The sequence below is a fragment of the Bacillus sp. FJAT-47783 genome, from assembly GCF_022808615.1.
Lineage (GTDB): Bacteria > Bacillota > Bacilli > Bacillales > Aeribacillaceae > Bacillus_BZ.
Genome location: NZ_JAKZKS010000008.1, coordinates 1 through 20,376 on the forward strand (window position 1 = coordinate 1; position 20,376 = coordinate 20,376).

Below are 20,376 nucleotides of genomic sequence, written 5' to 3' on the forward strand. Positions count from 1 at the left end.
CGGCATTTGCTCTTACAATATTATCGGGATAAGCAACGACAATATTCGCTTCTTTATCCGAGAATGGAAGTAAATATCCATATCCTTTTGGTGCGAAGCGATGATCGAGCCAAACCATCACGGTATATTGATCGAAATTTCCTTCAACAGTCGCTCCTGTTAAACAGGCTGTCGTATTCTTTTCATAGGGCTGTAATTTTTCAGTGTATGCACCATCTCCTGTTGTCATAATGACATGAGAATGTTCATGCAATAATTCTTCATACGTACAAGTAGAGTGGAAGTGAATAATCAACGAAAGTTCCTGTTTTCTTCCCAATACTCTATTAAATATATGAATTTCCACATAGGAATGTAAGTGTTAAAAGACAGGTCTTATAAAGATGGTGTAAAATTCCTAATTTTTAATCAATAATTTATATTTTTATAAATCTTATGTAAAATGGTATTTGGATTGTCAAAAACAAGATGTTTCCAATCAAAGAAACTTTCTCTTAATTTATAACGTAAAATGATAGAGGAGGTGATAGAATGGCTGAAGTAGATTTAGCCATAGCGGCTTTAAAGCAGGATATTGCGGGACTTTCGGCAAGGGTACAAGAGAATAAAATAAAATTACAACGATTACGAAAAGCAAAGAAGAATATAGAAAATGAGCAAGAAGAATTAATAAACCATCGTAAAAACATTTTTGAACCAGAGTTATCATCTACTTCTTGGGCTGGGAAGCACGCTTCTGAGCATTTGAACATTCGAGATAGTATTGCACTGAGTAGTAACAACATTATAAATCAACAAATTGAAGAGATTTTAGGTATGATTGAACAAAAAATAAATGAATTGGAAAAAGAAAATACGTATCTTATGGATTCGATCAGTGTGAAAGAAAGAGAGATTACCCGATTAAAGAATCAATAGAAAAGGAGTAAGCTATGCCGGAAATTAAAGTTATAAAAAGTGATGTTGAACCCGTTTTTCAGGACTTAAAGGCAAAAATCAATGAGCTAGATACAACGAGCCCTAATGCTGACTTTATAGAGTCTAAACTCGACTTCATCAAAAAAATAGAAAGCATTGAAGAACAATACTATAAAACAATCCAAAATTATAAAACCATTTTACAAAAATCAGAGCATGAGGCATGGTCTAATATTGAATCGTTTATTGAAGTGGAGCAAAATGTAGCTCGTACTATTCAAAAGGAGACGGTGCGATGAAAGTTTTAAAAGTATCCGAAGTGTATAATGGCATTGATCTATTAATTCAAAAAAAGGAAGTAGAGAGAGAGCAAATTCACTCAATTCGTGAAACGATGAAAAAAGTAATTGATTTAGAGGATGCTTTAAAAGGTGAAGGGGGAAATGCGATTCGAGAGCATTTTACGGTTCTCCATCTCCCGGTTCTTCTGTTATTTGATAAATTTATCAATCATTATATTCAGGAGCTTCAAGAGATAAAAGAAATCGTGGGAAACTATGAAACGAAAGATGGATTTGTACGTGAAGATTTTATTGAACAGGATGTTAACAATGGGATTTCTAAGGTAGAGCAACTGACTCATGATGTTGTAAAAACTGTCAATAATCATTTGAATACTGTAAATGATTTAGTGGCTGCTATTCCAATTAATAAAACAGAATTTGATGCAAATATAAGTAGTGCTGAACAGCATATTCAAACCACCATAAAAGGTTTAAGTCAATTGGATGAAAATAGCACATCTAAGCTAAAATCTTCTTCGGATGAATTACTTAAAATCCAGCAGCTTACAGGAAAAATAAACGGCTGGACGAAAGACGGCATATTCCTAAGTGAAGAAGAAATTCGCGAGTCAGGAGAAAGTCTTAATACGGACACGGTACAGTCAATGATCAATGAACTAGGCCTAGTCACGCTATTACGAAACACAACAGTAAGCTTTGCAGCAGCTATTATGAATTCTGGTAAACTCTTAAAACTGGGTGACTTAAGTTTTAAAATGTTTAAGAAGGAAGGGAAGGTCTATATTAAAATTAAAGGTGGGGAAGTAAACAATCTACGTGACTTTGAAAAATATCGCAAGTTACTTATGGGAAATTTAGGAGGTAAGTGGAAGTGGAGTCGTGATTTAGTTACTAAATTGGTAAATGGTGAAGTTCCACTTTACAGTAAGACCGCAAAAAAATTATTCAAAAGCAATAGTAATAAATTCACCAATAGTCAATTTGACGATTTGAGAGAGTATATTAATCGACTAAGTCAATCAAAAGTAAAAGTTGGATGGAATACCTTTAAAGGTGAAATGAAAGTATGGGATAGCTTTACAGGATGGAAGGAAGCTTCAAAGTTGACGAAATTAGGGAAAGGTGCGGGGATATTAGGTTTAGGGTTTGATATATATGACAATGCCGTTAGTAACTTTCATAATAAAGAGACGGGGGAATGGGATTATACCGATGGAAAAAAATATGGAAAATTTGTGGTGGATACTACGGTTGATATTGGTGCAGGTGCAGCTGCTATGGGTGCAGGTGCAGCTGCGGGATCAGCATTTTTACCTCCAGCGGGTACTGTTGTAGGTGCTGTTGCAGGTGCTGGGGTTTATGCCGCTGTTAACTGGAAATTTGGGGAACCTCCACAAAGTATTGTAGATCATACTAAAAGCATTGCAAATGAAGCAGCTAGTAGGGCGGTACATACAATAGGGGACTGTATTGATGGTGTTGGAAAAAAACTCGACAAAATATTTTGGTAGACATAGGGAGGTTTTTATGCTAAAGCGATGTGAAGAAGAAGATTTTTATCAAATAAGGATGGTGGCATTGGATAGGTTAAGTCCTGATGCAATTCCTGTCTTTTTTTGGGCTACTTTTATAATAAGTGGGATAATGACGGCAGTTGTTAATTTTGGATCAGAGTATAGTATTTATATTAATAACCCGATTTGGCCGTCAATTATAAATATTTATACAGTTTTTTTGATTTTTCATTTTATTATAGCTCTTTTTTTTAGTTTTGAAAAAAACTACTATAAATATCAAAAATTACAGAGTGTATTGTTAAGTATTATTTCACTAAAATTTTCTTTTGAGATTTATCCATTCTATTTTCTAATTTGTGAAGATAAACAAGCCCCTAGTTACTTGACAAATACCGCTTTTATACTAGCCTTTGGTGGAATAGCTTATTTAGTTATTTCAACAATCAGGGGAATCAAAGAAGTCCAAAAAGGAGAATTTCGTAAAGGTGGTAAAGGGTTATATAATTTTAAACAATCAAAAGGTTATGTGAGTTTACCTATTATATTTGGGACTACTATGATTGGAGGAGCCGTTGCAAGGGGGTTATCAGATTCGGCAAGTACATTTGGAATAGTAGTTGGTTTGTATTTCTTTCTTTTCCTTTGCATTGCCCTCCAATACACGATAGCGTTCGCATGGCCAGAGTTCTTCCTGCTCACTTATTGTAAATTCAGATTTGAATCATTTCAAATACCAATGCCAAAGCGGGTTCCTAGCGAAAAGAAAGTTGCAAAATGGACTAAATGGAAAAGTAAACAACCGCAACAAGTGAAAAGAAGTACGAAGAAAACAAAGCGAAAGAAAGCAGGAGGAAGGAAAAGATGAAGATCAAACGGTGTCCGATTGTTTTTCATAATGTAATTAGTACAACAGCTAGATGTAAAACAGATGAGTGGTACATAACAGCAAGAGACTTTAGAAATGCCATTATCAAAAATGGATTGTACAGTACAGGCCCAGTTATGTATAAGGTTACGAATTTTGACAAGTCGGCAAATGAAGCCGATTATTCGTTCTACTTGCCAATTAATATGCCCCTGCAAATGGATGAAAACGATCAATACAGTTTTGATGAAATATGGAAATTTGATGACGGTTTAACGCTTAGGCATGCAGATTTAGATGATGACATTGAAGACTCTTACGAATTGCTTCGCGCTAGTGCCAAAGCATATAAGTTTGAGTTAGAAGAACCTTTCTATAATATTTATCTAGATGTATACGGGGATGGTATCATCGATATTTACGCTCCAATTGTAAAGGAGGGGTAGGATGATCAATCCAAAAGACTCTATCCGATATACCAATGTAGTATCAAAAAAATACCGTTTCCATTATAAAGATATCGATGAGATTATGAAACAGTTTCTTAACGAGGTCGTTCAACACGAGGTAACAATCAAAGGTCCCTTATTTTATTCAATGAACAACGTACCAATGGATGAAATAGTAAATGTGGAATTCTTTATGCCGATTAATGAAGATGTCATTGAAATGAAAAAAGATATGTATTTTCATAGCTATTATGCTATTGAAAATATGTACTCCATTTATTTATACAACCATTTTGAAAAGGATACTGAAATCGCTTATAGTATGTTGTTAAACGCGATTGAACAAAGTAATGTAAATCAGGTTACACCTTTCTTTCATGTCATATCTGGTGACGAAACATTCCAATATGTTTCGATAAAAGTGGGCGTATCTACGTAGGGGGGGTTATTGTTTGATAAAGGAGAATGACATTCTATCGTATTTAAAAGAAAGAGATTTACTAGATTACTCTGGAGAAAATAAAATCGTATGTGGTATCGTGATGCCTTCGACATTGGATTATGTTCTATTTGGAGCGGCATCGGTTCTTTCAACAAAGTATAATATCTTAAGTTATTCAAATAAAGGTCTTGTTATCATGCCGATTGACAATATCACCGGAAAGATAAGGAAGGATGAGCATGCCTTTATTCCAAGGGATCAAATTCTTAAAGTAGAAATGAAACCGAAAATTACTCATTTTAAGCTTTTAATTGAAACGCCAAATGGTGTAACGGGATTTAAAATAAACAAAGTATTATTTGGTGCAAATTGGCACAAAAAGAACTTGCCTAATTTAGTGAGTGAAATTAATGGGTCAGAAATACACAAAAATTGAAATACAAAAATATTGATATGTCGGTATTCTTAAACATGTAAAAGGGGCATCCAAGGTCGTATTGGACAGCCCCTTATATGTTAAATAGTACGACAATATTAACAATGTTTTACAAATAATTAAACTTAAGTTAACAAAGACCTCCTAATATTGGATTATGTTAACTAGTTTTGTATAGAGTATTCATAGACTATTTTTCATTTAACTAAAATAACTTAATAAAAAACTAAAAATTACAATACAAGCAATTTTATAATAAAGCATTGATTTAAGGCTTTTTTCTTTTAATAGAAAAAATATTGCTTGTATTCCAGTACTAATTAATAAGGCTTGGTAGATGAGATCAAAATTGAAATCTTTTCTTTGAAAAATGAATTGGCAAATAACAGCTACTGTCAACATTGCTATTAAGCCGTGATCATCAAAAATATATTTTCTTGTTGTTTTTATATCCACTTCTTTAAGATGAATTGAATCTTCATTTGAAATAATTTCTCTTTTAAAAACTATTATTCCAGCAATTAAGACACAAAGGGCTAAAAGTACATTAACTATTAAAGAAAAATACATTATAAACCTCCAATTACAAAATAAGGTTGAACATTAACAATGGTTCAAGTAGAATTATATTATACCAAATTAGGGGATATTTACATGAAAAAATCAAAAATAACCTTTTCATTATTAATTTTCACTTTAGCTATCTCTTTGACACTTCCAGAGGTTGCTAATGTTAAGGCTATGGAACTAGCTGAAAATGAATCTATTCAAACAGCTAAAGACATAGAAAGTATTACAGGAACAGAAGAGATAATTCAATCTAAGAACTCTAATAGTACATATAACACAATAGTAGATAATGAGTTAAGCACAGTAAAAGTACCAAATAAATTGGAAAAACCAATTGTAATAACTGACACTGAAAATCCTAGCGAATCATTAGGAATAAGTTTACCATCTGAACATACAGATGCAAAAGCTATCAAAACTGATAATGGGACAATTGTGTATGACAATTCAGATTCATCTTTAGCTTTAGCTGTTCAACCCACAAGTGAAGGAGTTAAAAGCCTAATAAAAATTAAAAATGCTACTGCACCTAAAGAATATAAGTTTGAAATTGATGTACCAGAAGGAAGTAAACTTATAACTGCAGCTGATTATCTTGGAGAAGAATTTGATACAAAAGAAGTATTTATAGTGAATTCAGAAAACATAATTACTAGTTTATTTAGCCCTGCATGGGCAAAGGATGCAGATGGTAGTGATATACCTACATATTATAAAGTTGAAGGTAAAACATTAATTCAAGTAGTGGAATTTAATGAAGATAATGTTTTTCCAATTGTGGCTGACCCAGACTGGGTTAAGATAGGAAAGTGTAGTGCTGCAATATCTTGGTTTATTGGATCAAATCTATTCGCTGCTGCAAAAATAATTAAAGTAAAGAAATATGTTAAAGAATTAGGTGGAATTAGAGAAACTGCAAAACTTCTTGCTGGAGCAGCAACTTGGGAAGAAAAACTAAAAATTGGTGGTTCAGCATTTACAGGTTTAGCTGCTGAAATAAGTGGAGTTGCAGCATTAAGTGTATGTAAATAAGAACAAGTATGTCATACACTAACTTATAAATAAATTAAGAGAAAAGCTATTTCTTAGATTGAGAGTGGGGAATCCTACTCTTTTTTTTTCTTTAGTTGGAATATTTTAAAATTAAAGAGTGTTGAAATAATCTTATAGTTAGCTTGTCCAGTTTGATGTTATGGTAACTAGATTTGTAAAGAATATGCATGCCTATATAAGTTGAACTAAACAATTTTCAGAATGACATTTGATTCCATTCTTACACAGAGGCAGTCAATGAAATTAATGGGATTTAAATTCTCCATAAAGGCATGGGCCTTCTTCCGAATCTCAGCTGTCGTATGATAGAAAACATTGTTGATGACGTCAGATTTCAGCCTGCTTTCCATCTCCTTTAGGAAGGGTTGTAGTAATATTGCATGGTGGATCCGCGCTTTGTCCAAAATCGTCATAATGTTTCCAGTCGGATATGCCTTCGTTACTTTTTTAAGAAAGGAAAGGAATTCTTCCGCCGTGTATTGCTCTTCTTCCTGCCATACGATTTCACCAGTCACGTAATCAACAGTAGCCAACAATTTTACGCCACGATGCTTGCCGGTCGTCTTTATGATTCTTTGCTTTCCTTTTTCAAACCATGTGTACTGCAGCGCCTGGTAATCACGGATCATGCTTTCATCTTCAAACAAAATATGATCAATTTCGCCATTTTCGCATTTTTTTACCTCCGGGAAGGAGGTTTCGACAAATTCTTTTTGTTTTTCTTTGTCAGCTGCAGCCAGGGTGTATGTCGGTTTGGTGTAACTCAGTCATCCTAATCGATGCATCATTTTCGATACACCACGGAGGGAATAAGAGGTTCCAAATTCACGTTCGATATAGGATGCAATGATTTCCAGCGTTCAATTAAACTTAGCAGGGAATCCCAACTCATGAGGAAGAGAACCGATGATGGTTTGTTTCAATTGTTCCTGTTGTTCCGTAGTTAGTCGAGGAGGGCTTGTTGAGAACTTCATGACAAGACCATCTATTCCTTGTTCTTGATAGGAACGGATATACGTGCTAATGGTTTTGTCCGTTCTGCCGAGAATGTCAGCGATTTGCTTGATGGAATTCCCCATCAGATGCAAACGAATCGTTTGATACCGTTCATACATGCGCCGATCTTTTACCAACTTAAGTTTTCTTTCAATTTTTTCAATTCTTATAAATAGGATTTCATGATATCTCACCGCCCATCCGTGATAAATCTTGATTCGACGTGTGAAGCATAAAAGTCCTTCAAAATCAGAAGCGAAACGTAGTCTATTTCCATCTTTTCACGAACTTTGTAAGGCTCTTGAAACGTGGAAAACGCATATTTTAACCTACTTTGAGTTACCTTATAAAAATGTGAAAACGGAAGGAACCAATCATAAAATTAAGAATCGGAAACGGATTTCTTATGGATTCCGTAACATGGAAAATTTTCGGATACGAGTCAAACAGAATGTTCTAAAAGTCAAAGTACCACTTCTTCACCTGTTCACATTGTAGATGATGTCGCGTAAGCGTCAAGACAAAAACGCTTGACTCTCTCGTTCTATCATCTGGCTAGTAGTTAGGTGAAGAAGGAGAATGACTAGCCTATGAAAAGGCTGAAATGTGCGAGTGACACAGAAAATGGCGAAGAATCTTGTTAATTTTACATCGTGACAAAAGCATTTTGTAATACTAATGTCTAATAAAGTAGAAAAAGATATTGACAAAAATGGGTGTATTATGAATAATTTACATTATAAAATATTTCTTTATGTGTATATATTTGACTCATCACCAAAAGTCGGGGGTGATAAATTCTATAAAAATATGTACCCGTTTCAATTTCCTCATTTTTTTGCAATTATGAATTCAAAAATAGATGTTAAGTGATGGTTTTTATGTCACCCCCAAGTTACGGTGATGAACCATATATTTGTTGTTTTGGAGGTTTTTATGGGGAAATATAGTGTTACATTAATCTGTTTAATATCTATAAATATTGGAGTAGTATTTTTATTTACTGATTTATGGGTTAGATTTATATTATTTGGTATTGTTATATTACTTGATTTATTAAGTGCCTACAGACACGACAAAAATTACGGTTTAGCCACTACTTTTTTCTTTTGTGGTATTATCATCAACTTAGCATTTAAGGTCACGAGTGTTGATTAACCAATAAAATCCAGAAAAAACAACAAAAAAGGACACCTTTCCTGTAGAATGTAAGTACCAACCAACAAACCAAGGAAGAGGTGTCCCCTATGAAAAAGAATACCACGCTCCCGAATTTACTGCAAAAGATTATTTCTGAAGATGAATTAAAAATGATTGTGAAAGCTGTTGGTTACAAGGATACTGCTCGAAAGTTTGATGTTCAAACGTTAATCGAGTATTTGGTAACAGCTTCAGCTAATGAGTGGAAAAGCTTTCGGCATGGGGCGGATGTCGCCCCTACGTATGGACTCGCACAGGCAGACTATTCAACGTTTTCAAAGAAGGCCAGTCATGTGGACTTTGAGATAATGAAGCAACTTTTTGATTTGGTTGTATCTAAATGCAACCGTCAAACTCGTCGATCATGAAGGTTTCCGCGCTGAAGATCAATTTGGCGGTAAGCAGCGATCGGACGTTTGGTCCTTTCTAACAAAGGAAGGTGTTGTGCACCCTCCTGAACTTGAAAATCCCGATCGTCCAGATAATGGGGATTCGGGCGGGTCAGAAAACGAAACGGATGATAAACATTCAAATAACAACGGGGATCAATCTGGTCATGATAATGTCGATAATCATGATCAAAACGGAAATAGTCCGTTTGAAAATGAAACAAACAAACCGATTGAAAACGTATCTAATGATAAGTCTTCAACATTTAATAAACATGAAAATTTACCAAATACAGCAACAACAATGTATAATTGGCTCCTACTTGGTATAAGTTTACTACTACTTGGAGTGATTGCCCAAAAAATGACGGGGCGAAAACATTTGTATAAATAGCATAAAGCGGGGCTGCCCGAAAAGTGTACGCCCCGAATTCTAAAAAAGTAGACATCAAGAATGTTGATTTTACAGCATTCTTGATGTCTTAATTTTGGCGTGTTTTACGCAAAAATGGACTTTTTACACAGCTCCGTTTTCATGTTGACTAGAAAGTTTATAACTATTCTTTTTATCCTTGAACTTCAGGGGGATTATTCCATTATAGTGACAAATTATGAAGCTCATCCTTTAAAGAAAATTGGATTTCTAGGTGAAAGTTTAGAAGAGTTAACGGTGCAAGGGTGAAGTAACGGAGCAGCTAGATGAAAGGCTGTTCTCATAAAAAATGTTGTGTTGAAAGTAGAGTATGATATTAATATAATGATTTTTGGATAAATATGGGGGTGTATTTTACGGTAAAGAACTTACCTTTACTATTATCAATGTTAATAGTCGGAAATAGTTCCTTAACGATAAGCAAAGCTACACAGTTATTACATTGGTTTTTAATAATAATTGCTGTGGTTTTTAACATTTGTAGTGCAATAGGTTTAATTCTCCATGTTGGTGTTCAGAAACCTAATAAAAATTGAACCTATATTTATTTCTCTTATTGTGTTTACAGTAGTTTTATTGAATCTCTGACAAGCTGAAACAAGAATTTGATGAACTCTTTCATTTTAGTGATTATCTTTTAAACATCTTCCTCAATTGGGCGCTTTATATAAGTAAAAGCTCAATTTCCTTAATAATTCTGAGCAATGGAGCTCTTTTTTCTAAGAAGAAAGGGTTCTTTTTTGTTTTATAACTTTTCTGTATGTTCTTTAATCGTTGAGACAATTTCTTGAAAAGTGTATTTATGGTTTACAACATCGACTGTAAAGTCTTGTTCTTCCTCTATTCCCATTGTCCATCTGTAATGATTTATTTTCAAAAACACAATGAGTGAGGCAAGAGCTGTTCTTTTGTTTGCATTGTGGAAAGTATGATCTTTAGCTATTGATTCAAATAGTGCTGCTGCTTTTTCATATATAGATGGATAAGCGTCATGACCAAATAAGGATTGCTTAGGTCGGTTAATCGTAGAATCAAGTAAACCTGGGTTTTTTACTCCTGTTGGTTCTTTTGGTGAATATAAACGAATCTGCACAGTATTGATCGCTATCACTTGATTGGTTGTCAAATAAATGATTTCGTCATTCATCTATCTACTAACCCTTTAAATGCTTTGTCGTGCTCCTTTATCACATCGTTAAGAAGCTCCATAAATTCAGCATCCACTCCATCTGGAAGATGGAGTTGCTCTTTCTTTCTTAAAATGATTTTTCCATCTTTTACTTCAACTTGTACGTCATCTCCTTGAGATAGTCCTACTTGTTTTAATAATTCAAGAGGTAGTGTGATTCCGACACTATTCCCTATTTTTGTGATTTTTCTTTCAATTTGTTCCATAAATTTCACACCCTTCGTTATAACTGTTATAACGATTATAACAAAATGTTCATTATTCTCAATGGTTTAGGTCTCTACGATATTTTATTATCTTCAGCAAAATGGGCGCGATTGTTTAACAAGAAGTAAAACGGTGATACATATTAGTCATAAATAATGTCCATTGATTCATGTATGCAATTCTGGAGTAGTATTAATTAACAAAGAATATAGAATTTACGAAACATTCACTCAAATCATTCGTATTACGATTAAAAGCTAATAAAGTGAGGTGTTATTTTGGAAACAAATCTTCAAACGTCTCAACATGTTGAAATTGTTACCAATAAAGAAGTAAGTTTGAGAAAAGTATTAAATGTAATAGGGATTTTCATCTTTGTTGGATTAGCCTTAACAACTGTCACGATTCCCATTTCTTTGAATGAAAAAATGGAATGGTATATAAATGAAGATAAGAAAATGGGTTTTACGGAACTTAAAGAGTTCTTCCTATTCATATCTGGAAGTGCATTCATTTATTATTTTTTAGTCAATATTTATTTCATAGGACGTTCATGGCGAAAGGTAGTTTTTATAATTCTTATCCTATTAACAGGTTTTAGTTTATTTATGGTTTTTTATCTTCTAAATCATTCAACACCACACTAAAAATAGGAATGTTAATTTTTTTTCATCCGATAAGGACGCTTTCCTAAACAAGGAGAGCGTCTCTTTGATCTGTACTGAGCACAGCAAAGGTGTATATTCGTTTGGACAAGACAGACGAAAACGTTCAATCAATTTTCCCTTTTTCGAGTAAAAATTGAAAGGAATAGGGCGGGATCGTTATGTTTAGCGTTTCTGCATTTGCGGCAAAATCATCTTCTGTCCATACATCTTGTAATGTCGTATTTCGTAATGAGAATGGTAGTGTAACGGATTGTTCTTGGTCACTGTTATTTAAGATGAAAATGAACTGGTTTTTCTCATCTGTTTTTGTAAATAATACGACTTCCTTTTCTTCTGGAACAGGGTGGAATGTGAGCGTTCCTTTATTTCCCATTAAGGCATGTTGTTTTCTAAGCTGAATTAATTTTTTTACAAACAAAAATAGCTCATGCTCATGATGATTAAGATCCCATGGCATGCATTTGCGACAATCTGGATCTTGTCCGCCTGTAAGACCAATCTCATCTCCATAATATAGACAAGGTGTACCTGGATAGGAGAACAAAAAGGCAAATAACAGCTTTAACTTTTCTGTATGTTCTTGAGCCGCTGTCGCAATTCGTTCTGTATCATGACTGCCCGCAATGTTAAATAACACTTCATTTATGTTCATTTGGTATGTGTGACGATTTCGTTCGATTGTCGAAATAAATTGTTTTGTTTTCATTTCATTTGTTAAAAAATATTGACGCATTGCATCTGTGAGCGGGTAGTTCATGACGGAATCAAATTGGTCGCCTAATAGCCAGCGAATCGCATCATGCCAAACTTCACCAACGATAAACATGTCTTTCTTTATTTCCTTTACTTTTTTTCGGAACTCTCGCCAAAACGTATGGTCAATTTCGTTTGCGACATCTAGTCGCCAACCATCGATATCGTATTGTTCTATCCAATACGTTGCGACTTTCAATAAGTATTCTTTCACTTCTGGATTAGACGTGTTGAATTTGGGCATCCGCTTTTCAAATGCAAACGTTTCGTAATTGGGGTGTGGTTCTGTTTGAACAGGAAATTCACGAATAAAAAACCAGTCTTTATACGGTGACTGTTCGCCTTTTTGCAACACATCTTGAAAAGGCGGGAATTCAAAGCCACAATGATTAAAAACGGCATCTAACATCACTTTTATCCCATGTTCATGGCATACGTTTACAAGTTGTTTGAATTCATTTTTGTCTCCAAATTGAGGATCAATTTGAAAATAATCGATTGTGTCATATTTATGATTCGATTTTGCTTGAAAAATTGGCGTTAAATAAATACCAGTAATTCCGAGCTCTTTTAAGTAATCAATGCGGTCAATAATCCCTTTTACGTCCCCGCCAAAGTAGCTATCCTGTTTAGGTGTTTGTCCCCACTTTTCGATTTGTTTTGGGTCATTTTTCGTACTGCCATTATGAAAGCGCTCCGGAAAGATTTGATACCAAACGGTGTCCTTCACCCAATCTGGAGCTTTGAACGTATCAGCTTCATGTAAATATGGGAAGCAAAAATATGGACCAATATCCGTTGGCTGTTCTTTGAAAAATCCTTGTTCTGTATAAAAAAGAAACTGTTTGCCATCGTACAGTTGAAACCCGTAGCGAAGCCGGTTCATCTTCGTCTTAACGGATACGAGCCAATAATCAAATAGATCGTCACATCCTGATTTGTACATATCGATTGTGGAATACTTCCATTGACCGTTTTCCCATAAAAACGGATCACCATAATAACATTTAACGGATTGGATATCTTGTTTTTTCGTACGTAAGTGAATGTGAAGGCAATCTTTATCGTACATGTATACAAATGGTGGATAAGCCCGGTGATAAACGGCTTCCAAGAGCATAGAATACCTCTCCTTTTGTTTTAGCCCTTTGATTTATACATATTCCATTTTGTCCAAAATGTCGATAATATTGACGGTGTAGGAGAAAAAAGGTAATCTTAAAATCGACTTACTGTATATTTAGGGGGAAAATAAATTGAAAAGAAAGATTATCGTATGGCTCCTCCCATTTTTACTGTTATATACGACGACAGTAAATGGAGCTATACAAGATGAAGTGATTTACCATTTAATGATAGACCGCTTTAACAATAAGGATTTAAGTAATGATGGAGAAAAACATATCGGAGATTTAAGCAAATATCAAGGTGGAGACTTTAAAGGTGTAGAGGACAAGCTCAGTTTTTTACAAAATATGGGCTTTACCGTTGTCTCATTATCTCCAGTTTTTAAAAACGAAGGCGACGGATATGACGGATTATCAGTAGAGGATTTTCAAAAAGTAGAAGAACATTTTGGAACGTTAAAGGATTTCAAATCATTAATTTTGAAAGCGCATCAAAAAGAAATGAAAGTAATCATGGACTTTCATTTTCAAGTTGGACCAAATCATAAATGGCTGCGAGATGGAGAGAAAAAAGACTGGTTTATTGCAAATGAAACGATGTTAAATATGGATCATGAAGATGCGAGAAAGTATATGATCGAAACAGCGAAATGGTGGATGAAAAAAACAGATGTTGATGGCTACCGGTTGTTACATGTTGAGCAAGCATCTCCTTCATTTTGGGAACAATTTGTTGAGGAAGTTAAACGGGAAAATGAAGACTTCTACCTCATAGCAGATGTAAATGAAGAAGATATGAAAAAGTATGAAAAGGTCCCTTTCGATGCATTTATGAATGATCAATATATGAAACACGCACAAAAGTCATTTTCAAAGGTAGAGACTCCCCTACAAGACTTGGACGAATTGTGGAGAAATCCGAATCAATCATTTGTTAGCTTCATCGATGATGAAAGCACTGTTCGTTTCACAAGGAAAGCAGTTGAACAAAATCAAATTCCGGTAACGCGAACTATGTTGGCACTTGCCCATATGTATACATCACCTGCGATTCCATTTGTTTTTTACGGAACAGAAGTCGCACTCGATGGTGGGGTAGGAAACGAAAATCATAATGTCATGAACTTTAGAACGAGTACCGAGCTTATTAATTATATTTCGGATTTAGCTAATATAAGAAAGATGTACCCAGCATTACAAAAAGGAAACTACGAACTTCTTTATGAACAGAACGGTGTTGTCGTTTACAAGCGTAGTGACCAAGATGAAGAAATCATTGTGGCGATAAACAATACGTCAACGTCGAAAATGATCCAGCTTAATCATGATGCCGTTCAAGAGGGACAAGAGCTACACGGCTTAATGGTCGGCGGTGTCGTTCGGAGTAATGAAAAGGGCTATTCGTTTGTAGTAGACGGAGAAACGGTTGAGATTTTTATCGTTGATGATCAAAAAGGAATCAATTATTTTTTTGTAAGCATTTTTGTGCTAATTCCGCTGTTATTTGTGTTATTTTTACGATTAGCATATAAAAAAGGGAAAAGAAAGAATGGACTGTCCGAAAAGTAGTATTTACGTCCCGAAATCTAAAAAAAGAAGACCCCAAGAATGTTGATTTTCCAGCATTCTTGGGGTTTTAATTTACCCTAATATGAACTTTTTAGACAGCCCCTTTGAGTTGAAAATAACGTTGGGTTAAAATCCTTATAAAATTAACCTGATATTCTGTTAAGTTAGAATTTTAACGAAACTATGTTGACTTATAACCGTATCACTACTGTATTTTTTCACTAAAGCGACACTCAATTCATATAATTAGCTACTCACACTTGTCCCTCCGTTTACGTGCAGCATTTGTCCCGTCATATAGGAAGAGTCTTCACAAGCTAAAAAGAGATAGGAAGGAGCTAGTTCAATCGGCTGACCGGGACGTTTCATCGGTGTATTAGATCCGAACGTACTTACTTTTTCACTGCTAAATGTAGAGGGGATAAGCGGTGTCCATATTGGTCCTGGCGCAACACCGTTTACACGTATTCCTTTTCCAACTAACGACTTTGCAAGAGAGCGGGTAAATGTCGTGACCGCTCCTTTCGTTGCTGAGTAATCGATGAGTTGCTCGTTTCCTTCATAGGCTGTAACAGATGATGTGTTAATAATGGCGCTTCCTCTTTTTAAATAAGGTAAGGCAGCTTTTGTTAAATAAAAATAGGAGAACAAATTTGTTTCAAATGTGCGGATGAGTTGTTCTTTTGAAATATGCTCAATGTCCTTTTGTGGATGCTGTTCCGCAGCGTTATTCACTAGGATATCAAGTCTGCCAAAATGCTCAATCGTTTGTTTAATTATATGTTTGCAAACGGAATCATCGGCAATATCTCCAGCTAATAAAAGGCATTTCCTTCCGTATGATTCAACGACTTGTTTCGTTTCATTTGCATCTGGCTGTTCATTGAAAAAGCTTATAACGATATCGGCACCTTCTTGAGCAAAGCGAACAGCAACTGCTCGGCCAATTCCACTGTCACCACCTGTAATGATGGCAACTTTTTCTTTCAATTTGCCACTACCGACGTATTTTGCATCATGGTACACCGGTTTTGGCGTCATGTTCATTTCGATTCCAGGTTGAACATCTTGATGTTGAGGGGGTAACGTTTGTGACGTGTTTTGTTGGTTAGTCATGAAAATACTCCTTTTCTTTTTTCATTAGTATGGGATTAAGGCAGATTTTGTATGTCAATATCGTCATTATTTAACAAAAAAAGGGAAGGTGGTAAAATGATAGAAAAAGAGAATGGAAAGGGAGTATCATGATAGTTGTTTTAGTGATTACCTCCTACTTTATTGGTTCTATTATGTTTGGATATTTGACGGCAACACGTTTTGGGCATATCGATATTCAGAATGAGGGAAGTGGCAATGTTGGTGCGAGAAATGTGGGCAGGCTTATAGGGAAAAAAGCATTTGTCTATACTTTCTTAGGTGATGCAGCTAAGGGAAGTATCGTAGTGTTATGGGCTCAATACTTAGATGTATCAGATTTTTGGCAGCTTGTTACGTTACTTTCTGCAATTTTAGGCCATTTGTTTCCTGTTTTTCTGAATTTTCGTGGGGGAAAGGGGGTATCAACTTTTATCGGAGGATTTCTCGTTTATTCACCTATCATGTTTCTTGTTTTTACAGGCTTCTTCTTAGTTGTTTTTTTCTTGATAAGAAGTATGACAATAGCTGGCTTACTTGCTATATGCATAGCTCCGTTTCTCTTATTGATGTTTCAAGTAGAACGAGGTGCTGTCATGGTGATGTGTGTTATCACAATTATTATATTATTGGCACATCGAAACAACATTGCAGAAAAATTGAAAACACGAGGTGACGGATGATGGGATATTTATTTAAATTGGCGAGAACTGAGGAAGAAATGCAACAAATTCATCGATTAAATTATAAAACATTTGCGTGTGAAATTCCGCAACATGAACCAAATGATGATCAAATTTTAATAGATCAATTTCATAAAGAAAATACATACATCATTGCTGTGAAAAAGCAGCAAGTTATTGGTATGATTTCGGTTAGGAGTAATCGCCCTTTTTCCCTTGATCGAAAGCTCGGTATACTAGAAAATCATTTGCCTGTAAATGCTACATCACCTTGTGAAATTCGACTATTAGCAGTCGAGAAAGGTCATCGAAACGGACGAGTGTTCCTTGGTTTAGCAAGGGCATTAATTCGTTATTGTTTAAAGAAAGGCTATGATGCTGCCGTTATTTCGGGAACAACTCGGCAATTAAAATTGTATGAGCAAATGGGGTTTAAACCGTTTGCCCATTTAACAGGGAAAGAAGGGGCGTACTATCAGCCAATGTATTTAACAGAAGAGACGTTTTATCAATCCCTTGCTGGAAGGATATTACCTGAGGGAGTTCAGTTTTTACCGGGGCCAGTTAAAATTGAAAAACAAGTTCAAGAAACGTTCATTCAATCACCGATTTCCCATCGTTCAAAACCATTTTCATCTATGATGAATGAGGTGAGAGAGCGGTTAAAGGAAATGACGAGAGCGAATGATGTGCAAATCATGCTTGGTTCGGGAACGTTAGCCAACGACGTCATAGCTGCTCAACTTTCGTTACTCGAAGGAATGGGTCTCATTCTATCAAATGGTGAATTTGGAGAAAGACTAATTCAACACGCGACACGTTTCCAAATGACCTTTGATTGTCATAGAGTAGAATGGGGGCACCCGTTCGATCTTACAAAAGTCGAACAGCGATTAAAAACGAAACACTATCAATGGATTTGGTTTGTCCATTGTGAAACAGCAACAGGTGTTTTAAATGATCTTGAAGCTTTAAAACTGCTTTCCCAAAAATACGATACAGCATTATGTGTTGATTGCATTAGCTCCATTGGCGTTGTCCCGCTCAATTTATCACATGTATTATTTGCCTCAGGTGTTAGTGGGAAGGGGATTGGTAGTTATACTGGCCTCTCTTTCGTATTCCACCAAAAGAAGCTGAAGGAAGTGAAAACGTTACCACTGTATTTGGATCTTGGCAACTACGAAAGCTCTAATAGTATTCCGTATTCGCATTCCTCCAATCTAATAAACGCTTTTTTGGAGGCGCTTAAGCAATATGATCAGCATGATCGTTACGAAAAAATAAAGATAAGATATGAAAAATTGAGAACATCATTAACAGAGCATAAAATACCAATTTTAACAAAGGTATCAAACTCATCACCGACGATCGTAACAATCCCCGTACCAAGGCATATACCTTCAAAAGACCTTGGCGATGACTTGTATATTAATGGATATTTAGTCCATTATGAAAGTCAGTATTTAATCGATCGCAATTGGATTCAACTATCTTGTATAAGTGAAGATCGAATTGAAAATTACGTTCAGGCGGTAAATGTGTTACGAGACTTATTGGAGTATGAAAGGGAGCCATTAAAACAAATGTGTTAAACAGAATAAATGACCTTGCCATAAAGCCGAACTTCCATTGCTTAAGGGGTTCGGTTTTTCAAATGGAGATGGTTTTTACGATTGGTATAATGAGTAGTGCTATTGTCAACATCTTATCAATTTTCGAGTTTGCACACTTTTAATGCATGAAATGAAATATTATCTAGATTAAGTACACCTTGTTAATGATATAATAAGGAGGTGTTTACTTATTTTGGAGGAGAGATAGGAGGGATACGTATATGGAGAACATTACGATATACTTGTTTTCCTTTTTCTTTATATTAAATATTCTCTTGGCTGGTGCGATTATCTTTTTAGAACGCCGTAATGTAGCTGCAACTTGGGCGTGGCTGCTCATTTTATTTTTCCTCCCTGTAGTAGGATTTATCCTGTATGTCATTTTTGGTCAAAATTTAAGCAAACGGAAAATTTTTAAATTTACCTCAGAACTTACAAACCATTTTCGCGAGCGGATGGAGTCACAAAGAAGATCCATTGAGGAAAACTCGCTTGTTTATCAAGATCCGTCAATGGCTGAATACCAATCTACGATTTATATGAACTTAATCAATGGATATGGCTTGTACACACAAGACAATGAAGTGAAGATTTTTACAGATGGAAATGAAAAGTTTGAAGACCTTCTCCAAAGTATTAAAAATGCGAAAGACCACATACATATTCAATATTTTATTATCAAAAACGGTAAGATTGGTAAAAAAATTTTTCGAGCTTTAACAGAGAAAGCAAAAGAAGGTGTTCAAGTAAGAGTTTTATTTGATGATATGGGCTCTTCACGAACACCAAAAAAGTTTTTTAACGAATTAAAAGAAGCAGGGGGAGAAGTGGCTTCATTCTTTCCTTCTAAATTTCTACCTTTTTTGAACATCCGTATTAATTACCGCAATCATCGGAAGATTGTTGTCATTGATGGGAAATATGGTTATATTGGTGGTTTTAATATTGGGGATGAATACCTCGGGTTAAAGGAGAAGTTTGGGAATTGGCGGGATACGCATTTAAAATTACATGGGAGTGCCACGGATTCACTCCAGTCTCGATTTTTTCTTGATTGGAACAATGCTTCTCCCGCAAAGTTGGACTATGAAAAGAGATACTTTCCAGCAAAAGAAACAGCGGGTAATGCGGCCATTCAAATTGTTTCAAGTGGACCGGATGAAGAATGGGAACAAATTAAAAATGGTATCATAAAAATGATTTTTTCAGCTAAAAAAAGTATTTACATTCAATCCCCTTATTTTATTCCTGATGAAAGCTTGATGCACGCATTAAAAACGGCTGCGCTTTCTGGATTAGACGTTCGTATTATGATTCCGAATAAACCGGATCATATGTTTGTTTATTGGGCGTCTTATTCGTATATCGGTGAATTGTTGGAAATCGGTGTGAAAAGCTTCATTTATGATCATGGATTTATTCATGCGAAAACCATTGTAGTCGATGGGAAAATTGCTTCGGTCGGTACAGCTAATTTTGATGTTCGCAGCTTTAAATTGAATTTTGAAGTGAATGCTTTTATCTTTGATAAAAACGTCGCTGGGGAGTTACATACAATTTTTGAAGAAGATTTAAAGAAATCGAGAGAACTGACGAAAGAAATGTATCGAAGCCGATCGAAGGTGATAAAATTTAAGGAATCTATTTCGCGATTGTTATCGCCAATACTTTAACTAGTTTATATATAATCAATTGCTGTTCATGTTGAAGTGGTGCAAAAAGGGAGTTCGACGTGTAATAAAGGGAAAAGTCGTGCAATTATTGAATTTCTGATGCAATTAAACGGTCAGTCGTGCAAATCATTGGAGATTCGTGCAATTAGTGCTAAAAGTGGTGCAAAAAATCACTCAACTGGTG

At 35.1% G+C, this 20,376-nt stretch carries 22 protein-coding genes and 2 pseudogenes; 17 read left to right on the top strand and 7 right to left on the bottom strand.

Going from position 1 to position 20,376, the window contains the following annotated elements; genetic code table 11:
• Nucleotides 1-295, bottom strand: a pseudogene (locus tag MLD65_RS07630) (NAD(P)/FAD-dependent oxidoreductase); the annotation flags it as partial.
• A 236-nt stretch (nucleotides 296-531) separates the two neighbouring features.
• On the opposite strand from MLD65_RS07630, the gene MLD65_RS07635 reads away from it, so the two are divergent.
• The 7 genes from MLD65_RS07635 to MLD65_RS07665 are packed head-to-tail and all read left to right on the top strand — an operon-like array spanning nucleotide 532 to nucleotide 4,932.
• Nucleotides 532-918, top strand: a complete 387-nt coding sequence (locus MLD65_RS07635) for a YwqH-like family protein (protein WP_243291281.1) — start codon at nucleotides 532-534, stop codon at nucleotides 916-918.
• Between the two features lie 14 nt (nucleotides 919-932).
• Entirely contained in the window at nucleotides 933-1,217 is a 285-nt protein-coding gene (locus MLD65_RS07640) for a YwqI/YxiC family protein (protein WP_243291282.1), read from the top strand.
• The gene (locus tag MLD65_RS07645) at nucleotides 1,214-2,734 is read left to right on the top strand and encodes an LXG domain-containing protein (RefSeq protein WP_243291283.1); all 1,521 of its coding nucleotides are present in this window, start codon (nucleotides 1,214-1,216) and stop codon (nucleotides 2,732-2,734) included. The genes MLD65_RS07640 and MLD65_RS07645 overlap by 4 nt, the downstream gene beginning before the upstream one ends.
• Nucleotides 2,697-3,605, top strand: a complete 909-nt coding sequence (locus MLD65_RS07650) for a hypothetical protein (RefSeq protein ID WP_243291284.1) — start codon at nucleotides 2,697-2,699, stop codon at nucleotides 3,603-3,605. The genes MLD65_RS07645 and MLD65_RS07650 overlap by 38 nt, the downstream gene beginning before the upstream one ends.
• The gene (locus MLD65_RS07655) at nucleotides 3,602-4,051 is read left to right on the top strand and encodes a DUF5085 domain-containing protein (protein WP_243291285.1); all 450 of its coding nucleotides are present in this window, start codon (nucleotides 3,602-3,604) and stop codon (nucleotides 4,049-4,051) included. The genes MLD65_RS07650 and MLD65_RS07655 overlap by 4 nt, the downstream gene beginning before the upstream one ends.
• 1 nt (nucleotide 4,052) lies before the next feature.
• Entirely contained in the window at nucleotides 4,053-4,493 is a 441-nt protein-coding gene (locus MLD65_RS07660; protein WP_243291286.1) for a DUF5085 family protein, read from the top strand.
• Nucleotides 4,494-4,506: 13 nt separating this feature from the next.
• Nucleotides 4,507-4,932 (top strand): hypothetical protein, encoded by a 426-nt coding sequence (locus MLD65_RS07665; protein ID WP_243291287.1) that lies wholly within the window; start codon nucleotides 4,507-4,509, stop codon nucleotides 4,930-4,932.
• Nucleotides 4,933-5,133: 201 nt separating this feature from the next.
• On the opposite strand, the gene MLD65_RS07670 is transcribed toward MLD65_RS07665, so the two are convergent.
• Nucleotides 5,134-5,502: a hypothetical protein gene (locus tag MLD65_RS07670; RefSeq protein ID WP_243291288.1), complete on the bottom strand. Its 369-nt coding sequence runs from the start codon at nucleotides 5,500-5,502 to the stop codon at nucleotides 5,134-5,136.
• An 84-nt stretch (nucleotides 5,503-5,586) separates the two neighbouring features.
• Here MLD65_RS07670 and MLD65_RS07675 point away from each other — a divergent pair, with 84 nt between their 5' ends.
• Nucleotides 5,587-6,534, top strand: coding sequence for a hypothetical protein (locus tag MLD65_RS07675; RefSeq protein WP_243291289.1), 948 nt, complete (start codon nucleotides 5,587-5,589; stop codon nucleotides 6,532-6,534).
• Nucleotides 6,535-6,740: 206 nt separating this feature from the next.
• On the opposite strand, the pseudogene MLD65_RS07680 reads toward MLD65_RS07675, so the two are convergent.
• A pseudogene (locus MLD65_RS07680) lies at nucleotides 6,741-7,730 on the bottom strand (IS630 family transposase).
• A 46-nt stretch (nucleotides 7,731-7,776) separates the two neighbouring features.
• Here MLD65_RS07680 and MLD65_RS07685 point away from each other — a divergent pair.
• From MLD65_RS07685 to MLD65_RS07700, 4 genes are all read left to right on the top strand, one after another.
• Nucleotides 7,777-8,049: a transposase gene (locus MLD65_RS07685; protein ID WP_243291405.1), complete on the top strand. Its 273-nt coding sequence runs from the start codon at nucleotides 7,777-7,779 to the stop codon at nucleotides 8,047-8,049.
• A 438-nt stretch (nucleotides 8,050-8,487) separates the two neighbouring features.
• Nucleotides 8,488-8,709: a hypothetical protein gene (locus MLD65_RS07690; RefSeq protein WP_243291290.1), complete on the top strand. Its 222-nt coding sequence runs from the start codon at nucleotides 8,488-8,490 to the stop codon at nucleotides 8,707-8,709.
• Between the two features lie 89 nt (nucleotides 8,710-8,798).
• Complete coding sequence (locus MLD65_RS07695) at nucleotides 8,799-9,119, top strand: hypothetical protein (protein WP_243291291.1); 321 nt, start codon at nucleotides 8,799-8,801, stop codon at nucleotides 9,117-9,119.
• Nucleotides 9,073-9,534 carry a hypothetical protein gene (locus MLD65_RS07700; RefSeq protein ID WP_243291292.1) on the top strand — a complete coding sequence of 154 codons (462 nt, stop codon included), beginning with the start codon at nucleotides 9,073-9,075 and terminating at the stop codon, nucleotides 9,532-9,534. Before MLD65_RS07695 ends, MLD65_RS07700 begins: the two co-directional genes overlap by 47 nt.
• A 784-nt stretch (nucleotides 9,535-10,318) precedes the next feature.
• Here MLD65_RS07700 and MLD65_RS07705 read toward each other — a convergent pair.
• Together MLD65_RS07705 and MLD65_RS07710 are read right to left on the bottom strand one after the other, a co-directional pair.
• The gene (locus MLD65_RS07705; protein ID WP_243291293.1) at nucleotides 10,319-10,720 is read right to left on the bottom strand and encodes a type II toxin-antitoxin system death-on-curing family toxin; all 402 of its coding nucleotides are present in this window, start codon (nucleotides 10,718-10,720) and stop codon (nucleotides 10,319-10,321) included.
• Nucleotides 10,717-10,968 (bottom strand): AbrB/MazE/SpoVT family DNA-binding domain-containing protein, encoded by a 252-nt coding sequence (locus tag MLD65_RS07710; protein ID WP_243291294.1) that lies wholly within the window; start codon nucleotides 10,966-10,968, stop codon nucleotides 10,717-10,719. The genes MLD65_RS07705 and MLD65_RS07710 overlap by 4 nt, the downstream gene beginning before the upstream one ends.
• A gap of 279 nt (nucleotides 10,969-11,247) precedes the next feature.
• Between MLD65_RS07710 and MLD65_RS07715 the strand changes: the two genes are divergently transcribed.
• Nucleotides 11,248-11,616 (top strand): hypothetical protein, encoded by a 369-nt coding sequence (locus tag MLD65_RS07715; RefSeq protein ID WP_243291295.1) that lies wholly within the window; start codon nucleotides 11,248-11,250, stop codon nucleotides 11,614-11,616.
• 124 nt (nucleotides 11,617-11,740) lie between these two features.
• On the opposite strand, the gene MLD65_RS07720 is transcribed toward MLD65_RS07715, so the two are convergent.
• Nucleotides 11,741-13,510, bottom strand: coding sequence for an alpha-glycosidase (locus MLD65_RS07720; RefSeq protein ID WP_243291296.1), 1,770 nt, complete (start codon nucleotides 13,508-13,510; stop codon nucleotides 11,741-11,743).
• A 136-nt stretch (nucleotides 13,511-13,646) separates the two neighbouring features.
• On the opposite strand from MLD65_RS07720, the gene MLD65_RS07725 reads away from it, so the two are divergent.
• Entirely contained in the window at nucleotides 13,647-15,086 is a 1,440-nt protein-coding gene (locus MLD65_RS07725) for an alpha-amylase family glycosyl hydrolase (RefSeq protein WP_243291297.1), read from the top strand.
• Nucleotides 15,087-15,332: 246 nt separating this feature from the next.
• On the opposite strand, the gene MLD65_RS07730 is transcribed toward MLD65_RS07725, so the two are convergent.
• Nucleotides 15,333-16,202, bottom strand: a complete 870-nt coding sequence (locus tag MLD65_RS07730; RefSeq protein ID WP_243291298.1) for an SDR family oxidoreductase — start codon at nucleotides 16,200-16,202, stop codon at nucleotides 15,333-15,335.
• 128 nt (nucleotides 16,203-16,330) lie between these two features.
• Between MLD65_RS07730 and plsY the strand changes: the two genes are divergently transcribed.
• The 3 genes from plsY to cls all read left to right on the top strand — a co-directional run bounded on the left by plsY (nucleotide 16,331) and on the right by cls (nucleotide 20,192).
• On the top strand, nucleotides 16,331-16,903 hold the full coding sequence (gene plsY, locus MLD65_RS07735; RefSeq protein WP_243291299.1) for a glycerol-3-phosphate 1-O-acyltransferase PlsY: 573 nt from the start codon (nucleotides 16,331-16,333) through the stop codon (nucleotides 16,901-16,903).
• Nucleotides 16,900-18,498: an aminotransferase class V-fold PLP-dependent enzyme gene (locus MLD65_RS07740; protein WP_243291300.1), complete on the top strand. Its 1,599-nt coding sequence runs from the start codon at nucleotides 16,900-16,902 to the stop codon at nucleotides 18,496-18,498. Before plsY ends, MLD65_RS07740 begins: the two co-directional genes overlap by 4 nt.
• 242 nt (nucleotides 18,499-18,740) lie before the next feature.
• A complete protein-coding gene (gene cls / locus MLD65_RS07745) occupies nucleotides 18,741-20,192 on the top strand; it encodes a cardiolipin synthase (RefSeq protein WP_243291301.1) in 1,452 nt (483 codons plus the stop codon).
• Nucleotides 20,193-20,376: the final 184 nt, after the last annotated feature.

Coding starts and splice junctions, on each gene's coding strand:
- MLD65_RS07635 (WP_243291281.1), top strand. CDS start 532: ATGGCTGAAGTAGATTTAGCCATAGCGGCTTTAAAGCAGGATATTGCG.
- MLD65_RS07640 (WP_243291282.1), top strand. CDS start 933: ATGCCGGAAATTAAAGTTATAAAAAGTGATGTTGAACCCGTTTTTCAG.
- MLD65_RS07645 (WP_243291283.1), top strand. CDS start 1,214: ATGAAAGTTTTAAAAGTATCCGAAGTGTATAATGGCATTGATCTATTA.
- MLD65_RS07650 (WP_243291284.1), top strand. CDS start 2,697: ATGGTGTTGGAAAAAAACTCGACAAAATATTTTGGTAGACATAGGGAG.
- MLD65_RS07655 (WP_243291285.1), top strand. CDS start 3,602: ATGAAGATCAAACGGTGTCCGATTGTTTTTCATAATGTAATTAGTACA.
- MLD65_RS07660 (WP_243291286.1), top strand. CDS start 4,053: ATGATCAATCCAAAAGACTCTATCCGATATACCAATGTAGTATCAAAA.
- MLD65_RS07670 (WP_243291288.1), bottom strand. CDS start 5,502: ATGTATTTTTCTTTAATAGTTAATGTACTTTTAGCCCTTTGTGTCTTA.
- MLD65_RS07675 (WP_243291289.1), top strand. CDS start 5,587: ATGAAAAAATCAAAAATAACCTTTTCATTATTAATTTTCACTTTAGCT.
- MLD65_RS07690 (WP_243291290.1), top strand. CDS start 8,488: ATGGGGAAATATAGTGTTACATTAATCTGTTTAATATCTATAAATATT.
- MLD65_RS07695 (WP_243291291.1), top strand. CDS start 8,799: ATGAAAAAGAATACCACGCTCCCGAATTTACTGCAAAAGATTATTTCT.
- MLD65_RS07705 (WP_243291293.1), bottom strand. CDS start 10,720: ATGAATGACGAAATCATTTATTTGACAACCAATCAAGTGATAGCGATC.
- MLD65_RS07710 (WP_243291294.1), bottom strand. CDS start 10,968: ATGGAACAAATTGAAAGAAAAATCACAAAAATAGGGAATAGTGTCGGA.
- MLD65_RS07720 (WP_243291296.1), bottom strand. CDS start 13,510: ATGCTCTTGGAAGCCGTTTATCACCGGGCTTATCCACCATTTGTATAC.
- MLD65_RS07730 (WP_243291298.1), bottom strand. CDS start 16,202: ATGACTAACCAACAAAACACGTCACAAACGTTACCCCCTCAACATCAA.
- plsY (WP_243291299.1), top strand. CDS start 16,331: ATGATAGTTGTTTTAGTGATTACCTCCTACTTTATTGGTTCTATTATG.
- MLD65_RS07740 (WP_243291300.1), top strand. CDS start 16,900: ATGATGGGATATTTATTTAAATTGGCGAGAACTGAGGAAGAAATGCAA.
- cls (WP_243291301.1), top strand. CDS start 18,741: ATGGAGAACATTACGATATACTTGTTTTCCTTTTTCTTTATATTAAAT.